Origin of the sequence: Pseudomonas sp. MPB23 (genome assembly GCF_046605395.1) — a bacterium.
GTDB lineage: Bacteria > Pseudomonadota > Gammaproteobacteria > Pseudomonadales > Pseudomonadaceae > Aquipseudomonas.
In genome coordinates, this window is record NZ_CP176771.1 from 1,654,034 (window position 1) to 1,667,651 (window position 13,618).

A 13,618-nucleotide genomic window follows, 5' to 3' on the forward strand; every position below is an offset into this window, starting at 1 on the left:
AACCCTCTGTAGGAGCGAGGTGAAAGTTATTGTTTTTCCGACTTGCCGTCATAGCGCTTGCGCCATTCGGTCAGGATGCTGTCGCGATGCGACGACGCCCAGGCGAAGTCGTTCTTGATCAACCGCTGCTCGTAATCGGCCGGCAGTTCGGTCTGCGGCTTGGCGATACCCGGTTGGGCGAGGACGGCAAAGTTGTCCTTGTACAGCTCCATCGCCGCGGGGCTGGCGGAGAAGTCGGCGAGTTGTTTCGCGGCGGCGGCGTGGGCGGTGCCCTTGATCACGGCCGTGGCCTCGATGTCCCAACCCAGGCCTTCTTTGGGCAGGATGATGTCCAGCGGCGCACCCTGACGTTTGAGCTGCACGGCCGGGTACTCGAACGAAATACCGATCGGAAATTCCCCCGAAGCGGCCAGCTTGCACGGTTTGGAACCGGAGTGAACGTACTGGCCGATGTTCTGGTGCAGGTCGTCCATGTACTGCCAGCCCTGCTTCTCGCCGAAGGTCTGCAGCCAGGCGCTCACATCCAGAAAGCCGGTGCCCGAGGACGCCGGGTTGGGCATGACGATCTTGCCCTTGTACTCAGGCTTGGTCAGGTCCTGCCAGCTCACCGGTTTGGTCAGGCCTTGTTTCTCGGCCTCGACGGTGTTGAAGCAGATGGTCGCGGCCCACACGTCCATGCCGACCCAGGCCGGCGGGTTGGCGGCATCGCGGTAGTTTTTGCCGATCTTGTCCAGGTCCTTCGGCGCGTAGTTGTCCAGCATGCCTTGCTGGTCGAGGATCGCCAGGCTCGACGCGGCCAGGCCCCACACCACGTCGGCTTGCGGGCGATCTTTCTCGGCCAGCAGCTTGGCGGTGATGATGCCGGTGGAGTCGCGCACCCATTTGATTTCAACGTCGGGGCTGGCCTTTTCAAAGGCCTGCTTATAGGTCTTCAACTGCTCGGCTTCGAGGGCCGTGTACACGGTCAGCTCGGTCTTGGCGAAGGCATTCAGGCTGAATGCAGTGAGTACGGCAGCGACCAGCGTCAGGGGCTTGAACATGGAATACCTCCTTCAAGGGTTATTGGCCGGGCGCGGTCTGGCGCCAGGCTTGGGAGCGGCGCAGGGCGCCACGTGAGGCCCACGCCAGCAGCAGCGAAACGCCGGCCGAAGTGAACAGAATCAAAGTGGACATGGCCGCCGCGCCGCCGACGTTGCCGGCGTCGTCCATGTTCAACACGGCGACGGCGGCGAGGATGGTGTCGGGGCTGTAGAGGAAGATCGCGGCCGAGACGGTGGTCATCGCCGACACGAACAGATAGCGCACGATGTCCAGCAGCGCCGGCAGACAGATCGGCACCGTCACGCGCAGGTAATGGCGGTACAGCGGCGCCTTGAGCGACAGCGCGGCGGCTTCGAACTCGGCGTCCAGTTGGCGCAGCGCGGTGGTGGCGGTCATCTGCGCGGTGGTCAGATAGTGCGCGATGGTGCACACCACCAGCAGCGTCATGGTCCCGTAGAACACGTGCAACGGGTTGCCGCTGAGGTTGAAAAAGAACACGTAGCCCAGGCCCAGCACCAGCCCCGGCACGGCCATCGGCACAAAGCTGAGCAGGCGCAGCGCCAGGTTCAGGCCTTGCTGGCCGCGGGTCTTTTCCATCAGGTAGGCGCCGGTGAAAATCAGCACGCTGCCGATCAACGCGGTGCACAGGGCCAGGGTCAGGCTGTTGCGATAGGCCAGCCAGCCGCCGCCGGCGGTGTCTTCGAACTGGTAGTGGTTGAGCGACAACGACAGGTTGTACGGCCAGAACTTCACCAGCGACGAGTACACCGCCATGCCGAACACCAGCAGCAACACCGCGCAGATCAGCAGCACGATGGCCAGGTAGCAACCATCGCGCCGCCGCGACGGCAGCGGCTGGAACACCTGGGCACGGCCGCTCATCGCGTCGCCCTGACGCCGACGCAGCCAGGCGTCGACACCAAAACTGAACAGCGCCGGCAGCAGTAGCACCATGCCGATCAGCGCCCCGCGTCCGAACTGTTGCTGGCCGACCACGGCCTTGTAGGCTTCCAGCGCCAGCACCTGATAATCGCCACCGACCACCACGGGCACGCCGAAGTCGGTGATGGTCAGGGTGAACACCAGGCAGAACGCGGCGAACACTGCCTGGCGCGTGGCCGGCCAGGTGATGCTGCGAAACGCCCGGGCGGGGCTGGCGCCCATGCTTGAGGCCGCATCGAACAGCCGCGCATCCGCCAGGGACAGCGCCGACAGCAGGATCATCAGGGCATGTGGGAAGGTGTAGATCACTTCACCGAGCACAATGCCCCAGAAGCCGTAGATATTTTCCGAGAGCAGCCCGCGCAGCAGGCCCTGGTTACCGAACAGGTACACCAGCGCAATGCCCGGCAGCATCGACGGCGCCATCAGCGGCAACAGCGACAGGCCGCGCCAGACCGCTTTACCGGGGATCAGCGTGCGTTGCAGGGCGTAGGCAAACAGGTAGGCCAGCGGTACGACGATGGCCGCCACGCTGAGGGAGACTTTCAGGCTGTTGCCCAGCAGCCAGTGGAAGTTGGCGCTGGTCACCAGCCCGCGCGCCGCCACCAGGCCACCACCCTGCCCTGCCTCGCTGCTGAAGCCGCGCCAGAAGATCGCCAGCAGTGGCAGCAAGACCGCAATACCCAGCAGCAACAGCCAGAGCCATTTGCCACCCACCACGAACAGGCGGTCGCCCCATTCGGCACGGGTGACCTGGCGCGGCAGCGTCATAACGGCAGCCATCTCAGGCAAACACCTGCAGGCTGCGCGGCGGCAAGGCCACCCAGATGTGCTGTGCACCCAGGCGCGGCATGGCTTCCGGCGCCAATTCCGCCAGCAGCGGATGACCGGGCAGTTGCTCCAGCTCAAAGCTCATGCGGCAGCGGTTGCCGAGAAAGGTGATCTCACGCACTTTGGCCGGGAACAGGTTTTCTTCATGCACCGGCGGGTTGACGCTGATGGCTTCCGGGCGGCAAAACAGACGACCGGACTTGGCCACGCCGGCATCGTCGGCCAGGCGCATAGACATCCCGCCGACCTGGGCATGGCTGGCACTGTTGCGGCTGAACGGCAGCCAGTTGCCCTGGCCGACAAACTCCGCCACGAACGGCGTGGCCGGGCGGTCGTAAATCTCCTGGGGCGTGGCGTATTGCTCGACCTTGCCGTTGTGCATCACGGCGATGCGGTCGGCCATCAACATGGCTTCGTCCTGGTTGTGGGTGACCATCAACGTGGTAATGCCCAGGCGCCGTTGCAACTGGCGCAACTCGGTGCACAGGTGCTCGCGCACGCGGGCGTCGAGGGCCGACATCGGCTCATCCAGCAACAGCAGCGACGGCGCCGGCGCCAGCGCACGGGCCAGGGCCACGCGTTGCTGCTGGCCACCGGAGAGTTGGCCGGGGTATTTCTTTTCACTGCCGAGCAGGCCCACCAGTTCGAGCATCTGGCCGACGCGCTTGCGCACTTCGTCGCGGCCGCTGCCGGTGAGGCCGTAGCCGATATTCGCTTCGACGGTGAGATTGGGAAACAGCGCGTAGGACTGGAACAGAATCCCGTAGTCCCGCGCCTGGGGCGGCAGCAGGGAAACGTCGCGATCCCCCAGGTAAAGTTCGCCGCTGTCCTGGCGTTCCAGGCCGGCGATGCAGCGCAGCAAGGTGGTCTTGCCGCAACCGGACGGGCCCAGCAGACACACCAGCTCACCGGCGGCGACGTCCAGCGACACGTTGTCCAGCGCGGTGAAGGCGCCGAAGCGTTTCTGGATACCGCGCACCTTCATCGGCGCGCCGGGTTGGGTCAGGGCTGTGTTCATGCAAGGCACCTCATCAAACGGATGAAGGCCATGCTAGGCAGGCAATGCGTCCCTCGTGTGGCAGAAAGGCAAAACGTGGCGATAGTGGTATTGGTGGATTTGGGTAGGGCTCACAGAGGTGGAGGGCCTGGACTACCGCTATCGGGGGCAAGCCCCCTCCCACATTTTTACCGCATTGTCATGTTGGAACCCGGTCAAGTGTGGGGCTTGCTGCCGATAGCTCCCTCAATGTCACCGCCCTGTTCAGATCGGCGACATTTCCTGCGCCAACCCCAGAAACGCCGCCGGCAACCGCGCGCCTTTTCTTTCCTTGAGGCAGTACAGGTATTCGGGAATCTGTGGCGCGTTCTCGAGGGTCAGTACCTTCAGCTGCGGGTCGTGGGGCACTTCCTGGCGGGCGATGATGCTGATTCCGATATTGCGCAGCACCGCCTCGCGGATCGACTCGCGGCTGCCGATTTCCAGCAGCGGCCCGTAGCTCACGCCGGCGCCTTGCAGCATGTCTTCGGTCAGCCGTCGCGTGGTGGAGCCGGCTTCGCGCATCAACAGGGTATGACCGGCCAATGCCGTCAACGGCACGTGATCGAGGCTGGCCAGGGGATGGTTGCGATGCACCGCCAGCACCAACGGGTCGGAGCCCAGTACGCGGCGAATCAGGCGTGGGTCTTCCAGCAGTTGCGAGGAGGCGGCGACGTCGACGCGGTAGTCGTCCAGGGCTTCGAGTACCTGCTGGGAGTTGCCGATTTCCACCGACACCTCCACGTGCGGCAGGCGTTCGCGAAAGGCTTTGACCAGGTCGAGGATGTAATACGGCGCCGTGGCGGCAATCCGCAGCGCGCCCTGGACCTGGCCGTTGTTGCGCAGGAAAAACTCGATATCCGCTTCCTGCTGCAACAGCGTCTTGACCATCGGCAGCAGGCGCGCGCCCTCATCGCTGACGGTGAGGCGCCGGCCGCCGCGGTAGAACAGCTCGACGCCGTATTGGCTCTCCAGGTTACGAATCTGGGTGGTGACGGTGGGCTGGCTGAGGCCGAGTTTCTTCGCCGCCTGAGTGATGCTGCCCAGGCGGGCGACCATATAAAACGCCTTTAACTCGGCACTCAGCACGCCACCCTCTCATCATCTATTTGCGCAACAGGCGCAGGCCATTGAACACCACCAGCAGGGCCACGCCCATGTCGGCGAACACCGCCATCCACATAGTGGCCAGGCCCAGGAAGGTGACGACCAGGAAGATCGCCTTGATCACCAGCGCCAGGGCGATGTTCTGCCTGAGGATACTCGACGTTTGCCGCGACAACCGAATGAAAGCCGGAATCTTGCGCAAATCGTCGTCCATCAAGGCCACATCGGCGGTCTCGATGGCGGTGTCGGTACCGGCGGCGGCCATGGCGAAACCGATCTCGGCACGGGCCAACGCGGGCGCATCGTTGATGCCGTCGCCGACCATCCCCACCCGGTGGCCCTGGCCGTACAGGGCTTCGATGGCCAGCAGTTTGTCGGTGGGCAACAGGTCGCCCTGAGCCTGGTCGATGCCGACCTGGGCCGCGATGGCCTGGGCGGTGTGGGTGTTGTCGCCGGTGAGCATCAGGGTCTTGATGCCCAGCTCATGCAGTTGCTCGATGGCTTCGCGACTGCTGTCCTTGACCGTGTCGGCCACGGCGAACAGCGCCAGTGGGCCTGATTTATCCAACAGCAGCACCACGGACTTGCCTTGTTTCTCCAGGGCGAAGAGTTTGTCTTCCAGCGCCGGCGAGCACAGGCCCAGGTCTTCCACGAGGCGATGGTTGCCCAGGTGATAGGTTTCGCCGTTGATATCACCGCGCACACCGCGACCGGCCAGGGCCTCGAAGTTATCTACAACGTGCACCGGCAGGTTTTTATCCACCGCCGCGTTGGCAATCGCCAGGGACACCGGGTGGTCGGAGCGCGCCGCCAGACCGGCGGCCAGGGCCTGGACTCGCGCTTCGACGTCGGGCACCAGTACCAGATAATCGGTCTGCACCGGTTTGCCGTGGGTGATGGTGCCGGTCTTGTCGAGGGCCAGGTAGTTAAGTTTGTGACCGCCCTCCAGGTACACGCCGCCTTTGATCAGAATGCCTTTGCGCGCTGCCGCCGCCAGGCCGCTGACGATGGTCACCGGGGTGGAAATCACCAGGGCGCAAGGGCACGCGACCACCAACAGCACCAGGGCGCGGTAGATCCAGTCGAACCACGCGCCGGCCATGAACAGCGGCGGAATCACAGCCACACCGAGGGCCAGCAGGAACACCGTCGGGGTGTAGAACTTCGAGAAGCTGTCGACAAAGCGTTGGGTCGGCGCACGGGCGCCCTGGGCCTGCTCCACCGCGTGGATGATCCGCGCCAGGGTGGAGTTGTTGGCCGCCGCCATGACCTGGTATTCCAGGGCCCCGGCCTGGTTGATGGTGCCGGCGAAGACCTTATCGCCCACGGTCTTTTCAACCGGCAGGCTTTCACCGGTGATCGGCGCCTGGTCGATGGTGGAGGTACCGGCAGTGACGTCACCGTCCAGGCCGATGCGCTCGCCAGGCTTTACCCGCACGATCGCGCCAAGTTCGATGTTTTTAACCTCACACTCGACCCAGCCGCCGTCAGCCTGGCGCACCGTGGCCCGCTCCGGGGTCATCTGCATCAAGCCACTGATGGCATTGCGCGCACGGTCCAGGGACTTGGCTTCGATCAATTCGGCCACGGTGAACAGGAACATCACCATTGCCGCTTCCGGCCATTGGCCGATCAGGACCGCGCCGGTGACCGCGATGCTCATTAGCGCATTGATGTTCAGGTTGAGGTTTTTCAGGGCGATCCAGCCCTTTTTATAGGTGGTGAGGCCACCGCTGAGGATCGAGACCAACGCCACAACGGCGATGACCCAAGTCGGCGCCGCGTGGGTGAAGTGCAACACTTCGGCGCCCAGCGCGCCCACGCCAGACACCGCCAGCGGCCACCAATGCTTCTTGGCGGGCGGTTCGGCCGCCGGAGTGCCTTCTTCGACAGGGTCGGCCTGCATCCCCAGGGATTTGACGGCCTCGATGATCGGCGCGGTGCTTGGCAGGTCGTGAGTGACGCCAAGGATGCGGTTGATCAGGTTGAATTCCAACTGCTGCACACCGGCGAGCTTGCCCAGTTTGTTCTGGATCAGCGTCTGCTCGGTGGGGCAGTCCATGGCTTCGATGCGGAAAGTGCTCAGGCGCGAGCCGGCGGTGGGCGCTTGACCCAGTTGCACCCGCGTCGGTGCCGGCGTACCGGAACAGCAACTGCCACCGTGGCCGTGATCATGCACGGGGGTGAGTTTCTTCGGGCCATGATCGTGCTCGTGGTCGTGCTCGTGTTTATGCGGGGTGTGAAGGGAGTCGCTCATCAGGTCGCGTCCGTAAGGTGCCTGTTGCCAAGTAAAGACCCTGTAGCCACTATAGGGTCAAGCCCCCATTTGGAGATTGCGGCAATGAAGATCGGCGAACTGGCCAAACTGACCGACTGCCCGGTGGAAACCATCCGTTATTACGAGAAGGAAGGCCTGCTGCCTCCGCCGGCACGCACCGAGGCCAACTACCGCGTGTACACCCAGGCGCACACCGAACGGCTGATCTTTATCCGCAACTGCCGCAGCCTGGACATGACCCTGGAAGAAATCCGCAGCCTGCTCGACCTGCGCGACAGCCCTCAGGACCAGTGCGAAAACGTGAATGCGTTGATCGACGAGCATATCCACCATGTGAAAGCGCGGATCGACGGCCTGTTGGCGTTGCAGGAGCAGTTGCTGGATTTGCGCCAGCGCTGTGGCGGCGGGGATCATTGCGGGATTTTGCAGCGGCTGGAGGTCAACGGCGGTGTTGCCGCCAGCGAGGCTGAGCCTTCGCATGTGGGCAGAAGCCACGGCCATTAATTTGAAGGGGTCAACAAATCAAATTGTGGGAGGGGCTTGCCCCCTCCCACACAAGCCCACACCTTTAGACTGAGACAGCCTTTAGATGGCGACGTCGGCCTTGATGCTTGGGTCAGCGTCGTAGCCCACGATTTCGAAGTCTTCGAACTTGTAGTCATAGATCGACGCCGGCTTACGCTTGATCACCAGTTCCGGCAGCTTCTTCGGCGTGCGCGCCAGTTGGGTGCGGATCTGTTCCATATGGTTGCTGTAGGCATGGGTGTCGCCGGTGGTGACGATGATCTCGTGGGGGATCAGGTCGCACTGCTGGGCCAGCATATGGGTCAGCAACGCCAGCGCGGCGGTGTTGTACGGCAGGCCGAGGAATACGTCGGAACTGCGGATATACAACTGCATCGACAGATGACCGTCATGCACGAACGCCTGGTACAGCAAGTGGCACGGCGGCAGGGCCTGCTTGCCGTTGCGCGCGTTTTCCTGGGGGCTCTTGGTCTCGTCGGGCAGGTACTCGACGTTCCAGCCGTGGAACAGGATGCGGCGGCTGTTGGGGTTGGTCTTCAGCGTCTCGACCATGTAGTCGATCTGGTTGATCGTGCCGCCGTCCTTGGTTGGCCAGGCGGTCCACTGCTCGCCGTACACCGGGCCCAGATCACCGTCTTCGGTGGCCCACTCGTCCCAGATACGTACGCCGTTCTCGTTCAGCCACTTGATGTTGGTGTTGCCGCTCAACATCCAGATCAATTCGTTGGCGATGCTTTTGAAGTGAAGCTTCTTGGTAGTGAGCAACGGGAAGCCGTCGGCCAAGTTATGCCGATACTGACGGGCAAACACGGCCTTGGTGCCGGTGCCGGTGCGGTCGCCCTTGGTCAGGCCATTGGTCACGACGTCGTTCAGTAGTTCGAGATATTGCTTCATGTCATTACCCGTATCGTTGAAGCCGAGACCTTACAGGCCTCGGCGTTCGAATTTAAAGCGCGGTGTTCTTGATCGGCTGCGGGCGATTGTACGCCCACCACAGCAGGCCCAGACCGCCGAGGATCATCGGCAGGCTGAGGATCTGGCCCATGGTCACCCAGCCAAACGCCAGGTAGCCCAACTGCGCATCCGGTACGCGCACGAACTCGACGATAAAGCGGAAGATCCCGTAGAACAGCGCGAACATCCCCGACACAGCCATGGTGGGGCGTGGCTTGCGCGAGAAGAGGTAGAGAATCAGGAACAGCGCCACACCTTCCAGGGCGAACTGGTAGAGCTGCGACGGATGGCGCGGCAGTTGCGCCGGGTCGCTGAACGGTGGGAACACCATGGCCCACGGCACGTCGGTCGGCTTGCCCCACAGCTCGGCATTGATGAAGTTGCCGATGCGCCCGGCGCCCAGGCCGATCGGCACCAGCGGTGCGACGAAGTCCATCAACTGGAAGAACGACTTGCCGTTGCGCCGGCCGAACCACCAGGCGGCGATCATCACGCCGATAAACCCGCCGTGGAACGCCATGCCGCCCTTCCACACTTCGAAGATCAGCGTCGGATTGGCGATGTACGCAGACAAATCGTAGAACAGCACATACCCCAGGCGCCCGCCGACGATCACCCCCATCGACAGCCAGAACACCATGTCGGAGAGTTTCTCCTTGGTCCAGGTCGGGTCGAAACGGTTCAGGCGCCGGGACGCCAGCAGCCAGGCACCGCCGATGCCGATCAGGTACATCAACCCGTACCAGTGGATTTTCAGCGGACCGATGGCCAGGGCCACCGGGTCGATCTGCGGGTAAGGCAGCATTGCGACTCCTCGTAAATCATTCGTTATGGCGCCGGACCATGCCCGGGCGCGATTAAGCCTGCGTTACAGCAAGAAATTTAATCCCACGCAAAACAGCAGCCCGGCGAACAGCCGTTTCAGCAAGCGCGGCGACAAGCGGTGCGCCAGGCGCGCGCCGAAGCGGGCAAACACCATGCTGGTCAGGGCAATGCCCAGCAGCGCCGGCAAATACACGAACCCTAGACTATGAGCGGGCAGCAGGGGGTCATGCCAGCCCAGAATCATGAAACTTAATGCACTGGCCAGGGCAATCGGCAGGCCACAGGCCGATGAGGTGGCCACCGCCTGCTGCATCGGTACGCTGCGCCAGGTCAGGAACGGCACGGTCAGCGAGCCGCCGCCAATCCCGAAAATCGCCGAGGCCCAGCCGATCACCGTGCCCGCCAAGGTCAGACCGACCTTGCCCGGCACCGTGCGGCTGGCCTTGGGCTTGACCTCCAGGGCCAGTTGCACGGCGATGACCAGCGCGAACACACCGATGATTTTCTGCAAGTGGGGGCCGGAAATCGCCTCGGCCGTCAGTGCGCCGAAGCCTGCGCCGATCAGGATGCCCACGGTCATCCACACAAAGATCGGCCAACGCACCGCGCCACGCCGGTGGTGCTCACGCACGGCATTGATCGAGGTAAAGATGATCGTCGCCAGCGAAGTGCCCACGGCCAGGTGGGTCAGTACCTGCGGGTCGAAGCCCTGCAAGGTGAAACTGAACACCAGCACCGGCACGATAATGATCCCGCCGCCCACGCCAAACAGCCCGGCGAGCACGCCCGCACAGGCACCCAGCAGCAAATACAGCAGAAATTCCATGGGAGCCCCCAAACCAAGTCCGGCATGTTAACGGATGGAAGGCATGCGACCCAACTGGATACGATGGAACGCGACCGCCTGTGTGGGTAGAGTGGCTAAAAACACAAAAGGGAATCACCTGATGTGCCTGATCGTTTTCGCCTGGCGGCCGGGCCATGCCCAACCGCTCATCGTCGCGGCCAACCGTGACGAGTTCTACGCCCGCCCCAGCCTGCCGCTGGCCCAATGGCAGGATGCGCCGCACGTCTACGCCGGTCGCGACCTGGAAGCCGGCGGTACGTGGCTTGGGGTGAACGCCGATGGGCGTTTTGCCGCGCTGACCAATATCCGCGACCCGCACCAGCCGCCGGCACGCAAGTCGCGTGGGGAGCTGGTGGCGCGGTTTCTCGGTGGTTCGCTGCCGCTTGAGCAGTATTTGGCGGAGATCAACGGCCGCGCGATTGAATATGCCGGGTTCAACCTGTTGGTGGGCACGCGGGAGGAGCTGTGGCATTACAACGCCCGCGACAGCGTGCCTACGCAGCTACCCGCGGGGGTGTACGGCCTTTCCAATGCAGGGCTCGACACGCCATGGCCGAAATTGCTCAAGGCCAAGGCGGCGCTGGGCGAGGTACTGGAGAACCCGCAGCCGCAAACCCTGCTGGATATCTTGAGCGACCCGCAGACCGCACCGTTTGCCGACTTGCCGGACACCGGCGTGGGCTTGGCGACCGAGAGTTTGTTATCAAGCGTATTTATCGCCAGCCCCAGTTATGGGACACGGGCGAGTACAGCGCTGATTGTGAATGCGGACGGCACGCGGCAGATGGTGGAGCGCAGTTTTGGGCCGCACGGTGGGCGGCTCGGCGAAGTAGAGATCAACCTGTAGGAGCGAGCTTGCTCGCGAAAATCGTCAACGATAACGCGCGCGCCCCTGAATGCACGCGGTGCCCTCAGTTTTTTCGCGAGCAAGCTCGCTCCTACAAGGTTTTGGCTGCGGCGGCCGGGTTGATCATTCGCGTCAGCCCCAGGTTCTTCAGTGCCAGTTGCAGCGAGCTGTGGATAACTTGCGGGTTGTCGATGGTCATCAGCTCGGCCAGCAGTTCCTTGGCCATGCTCAGATTCACCTGGCGCAACAGCCATTTCACTTTCGGCAAGTTGGTGGCGTTCATCGACAGGCTGTCAAAGCCCATTGCCATCAACAGCACCGCCGCTGCCGGATCGCCGGCCATTTCCCCGCAGATGCTCACCGGCTTGCCTTCGGCATGGGCGTCGCGCACCACATGCTGCAGCGCTTGCAGCACCGCCGGGTGCAGGTAGTCGTAGAGGTCGGCCACCCGTGGGTTGTTACGGTCCACGGCGAGCAGGTACTGGGTCAGGTCGTTGGAGCCCACGGACAGGAAATCCACCTGCCGCGCCAGTTCCTTGGCCTGGTACACCGCCGCCGGAATTTCGATCATCACCCCAATCGGCGGCATCGGTACGTCGGCGCCTTCGTCGCGCACTTCACCCCAGGCGCGGTGGATCAGGTGCAGGGCTTCTTCCAGCTCATGGGTACCGGAGATCATCGGCAGCAGGATGCGCAGGTTGTTCAAGCCTTCGCTGGCCTTGAGCATCGCACGGGTCTGCACGAGGAAGATTTCGGGGTGATCGAGGGTGACGCGAATGCCGCGCCAGCCCAGGAAGGGGTTGTCTTCCTTGATCGGGAAATAGGACAGCGACTTGTCGCCGCCGATGTCGAGGCTGCGCATGGTCACCGGCAACGGGTGGAAGGCGGACAGTTGCTCGCGGTAAATCGCCAACTGCTCCTTCTCGCTCGGAAACCGCTGGTTGATCATGAACGGCACTTCGGTGCGGTACAGCCCGACCCCTTCGGCGCCACGTTGTTGAGCGCGTGCTACATCCGCCAGCAGGCCCGTGTTGACCAGCAGCGGTACGCGGTGGCCGTCGAGGGTCACGCACGGCAGTTCGCGCAGGGCGTCGAGGCCCTGGGACAGTTGGCGCTCTTCCTCGACCACTTCGGCGTATTGCTTGCGCATCAGCTCGCTGGGGTTGGTAAACACCTCGCCGCGATGCCCATCGACGATCATGTCGATGCCGTCGACCTTGGAATACGGCAGGTCGACCAGGCCCATCACCGTCGGAATGCCCATGGCGCGGGCTAGGATCGCGACGTGGGAGTTACCCGAACCGAGTACCGAGACCAGGCCCACCAGTTTGCCTTCCGGCACTTCGCCGAGCATGGTGGCGGTCAGTTCTTCACTGATCAGGATGGTGTTGTCGGGGTAGACCAGATTGGTGGAACGATCTTGCTGCAAGTAGGCGAGCAGACGGCGACCGAGATCGCGCACATCCGAGGCCCGCTCGCGCAGGTAGGCGTCGTCCATCAATTCAAAACGGTTGACGTGATCGGAGACCACCTGGCGCAACGCGCCCTGGGCCCACTGGCCGGTCTTGATCACGGTCTTGACTTCGTTACCCAGGGACGCGTCGTCGAGCATCATCTGGTACACGTCGAAGAGCGCGCGCTCTTCGGGGCGCAACTGTGTGGCCAGCTTGGTCGACAGGTTGCGCATGTCGGCGCGCACGCCTTCCAGGGCGGTCTTGAACAGTCTGATTTCGGCGTCGATGTCATCGACGTTCTTGTCCGGCACCACGTCCAGATCGGCCGGTGGCAGCATGACCACCGCCGTACCGACGGCCGCGCCCGGCGAACCCGGCACGCCGACGAACTTGGCTTCCTGGATGCCCTTGCCCTGGCGCCCCAGGCCGCGAATCGAGCCGGTGGCTTCGGCGTGGGCAATAACGCCGGCAAGCTGCGCGCTCATGGTCACGAGGAAGGCTTCTTCACCTTCGTCGAACTGGCGGCGTTCTTTTTGCTGAATGACCAACACGCCGACAACGCGACGGTGGTGAATGATCGGTGCGCCGAGGAACGAGGCATAGCGCTCTTCGCCGGTTTCGGCAAAGTAGCGATAACGCGGGTGATCGGCCGCGTTTTCGAGGTTCAGGGGTTCTTCACGCGTCCCCACCAGGCCCACCAGACCTTCATTGGGCGCCATGCTGACCTTGCCAATGGAGCGCTTGTTCAAGCCCTCGGTGGCCATCAGCACAAAACGGTTGGTCTCGGGGTCCAGCAGGTAAACCGAGCAGACCTGGCTGCCCATGGCTTCCTTGACGCGCAACACAATAATCCCCAACGCCGCCTTGAGATCCTTGGCGGAGTTAACTTCCTGGACGATCTTGCGCAGCGTATTGAGCATGGCTCGGGGTC

11 protein-coding genes are annotated in these 13,618 nt (G+C 63.2%); 2 read left to right on the plus strand and 9 right to left on the minus strand.

The window, feature by feature from the left end; all coding sequences use genetic code 11:
• Positions 1-26: 26 nt before the first annotated feature.
• The 5 genes from ACLH0J_RS07660 to ACLH0J_RS07680 form a co-directional block, all read right to left on the minus strand.
• Complete coding sequence (locus ACLH0J_RS07660) at positions 27-1,040, minus strand: putative 2-aminoethylphosphonate ABC transporter substrate-binding protein (RefSeq protein WP_411391497.1); 1,014 nt, start codon at positions 1,038-1,040, stop codon at positions 27-29.
• Between the two features lie 19 nt (positions 1,041-1,059).
• On the minus strand, positions 1,060-2,766 hold the full coding sequence (locus ACLH0J_RS07665; RefSeq protein WP_411391498.1) for a putative 2-aminoethylphosphonate ABC transporter permease subunit: 1,707 nt from the start codon (positions 2,764-2,766) through the stop codon (positions 1,060-1,062).
• Position 2,767: 1 nt separating this feature from the next.
• Positions 2,768-3,832 (minus strand): putative 2-aminoethylphosphonate ABC transporter ATP-binding protein, encoded by a 1,065-nt coding sequence (locus ACLH0J_RS07670; RefSeq protein ID WP_411391499.1) that lies wholly within the window; start codon positions 3,830-3,832, stop codon positions 2,768-2,770.
• A 243-nt stretch (positions 3,833-4,075) separates the two neighbouring features.
• Entirely contained in the window at positions 4,076-4,939 is an 864-nt protein-coding gene (locus ACLH0J_RS07675) for a LysR family transcriptional regulator (protein ID WP_411391500.1), read from the minus strand.
• Positions 4,940-4,955: 16 nt separating this feature from the next.
• Entirely contained in the window at positions 4,956-7,214 is a 2,259-nt protein-coding gene (locus ACLH0J_RS07680; protein WP_411391501.1) for a heavy metal translocating P-type ATPase, read from the minus strand.
• A gap of 84 nt (positions 7,215-7,298) precedes the next feature.
• On the opposite strand from ACLH0J_RS07680, the gene cadR reads away from it, so the two are divergent.
• Positions 7,299-7,739, plus strand: a complete 441-nt coding sequence (cadR, locus tag ACLH0J_RS07685) for a Cd(II)/Pb(II)-responsive transcriptional regulator (RefSeq protein WP_411391502.1) — start codon at positions 7,299-7,301, stop codon at positions 7,737-7,739.
• An 81-nt stretch (positions 7,740-7,820) separates the two neighbouring features.
• Here cadR and ACLH0J_RS07690 read toward each other — a convergent pair whose 3' ends face one another.
• The 3 genes from ACLH0J_RS07690 to ACLH0J_RS07700 all read right to left on the minus strand — a co-directional run bounded on the left by ACLH0J_RS07690 (position 7,821) and on the right by ACLH0J_RS07700 (position 10,365).
• Entirely contained in the window at positions 7,821-8,654 is an 834-nt protein-coding gene (locus ACLH0J_RS07690; RefSeq protein WP_411391503.1) for a thymidylate synthase, read from the minus strand.
• Between the two features lie 52 nt (positions 8,655-8,706).
• Positions 8,707-9,519: a prolipoprotein diacylglyceryl transferase gene (lgt, locus tag ACLH0J_RS07695; RefSeq protein WP_411391504.1), complete on the minus strand. Its 813-nt coding sequence runs from the start codon at positions 9,517-9,519 to the stop codon at positions 8,707-8,709.
• Positions 9,520-9,582: 63 nt separating this feature from the next.
• Positions 9,583-10,365: a sulfite exporter TauE/SafE family protein gene (locus ACLH0J_RS07700; RefSeq protein ID WP_010564435.1), complete on the minus strand. Its 783-nt coding sequence runs from the start codon at positions 10,363-10,365 to the stop codon at positions 9,583-9,585.
• Between the two features lie 121 nt (positions 10,366-10,486).
• On the opposite strand from ACLH0J_RS07700, the gene ACLH0J_RS07705 reads away from it, so the two are divergent.
• Positions 10,487-11,233: an NRDE family protein gene (locus tag ACLH0J_RS07705; protein ID WP_411391505.1), complete on the plus strand. Its 747-nt coding sequence runs from the start codon at positions 10,487-10,489 to the stop codon at positions 11,231-11,233.
• Positions 11,234-11,324: 91 nt separating this feature from the next.
• On the opposite strand, the gene ptsP is transcribed toward ACLH0J_RS07705, so the two are convergent.
• Positions 11,325-13,607 carry a phosphoenolpyruvate--protein phosphotransferase gene (gene ptsP / locus ACLH0J_RS07710; protein ID WP_010564437.1) on the minus strand — a complete coding sequence of 761 codons (2,283 nt, stop codon included), beginning with the start codon at positions 13,605-13,607 and terminating at the stop codon, positions 11,325-11,327.
• Positions 13,608-13,618: the final 11 nt, after the last annotated feature.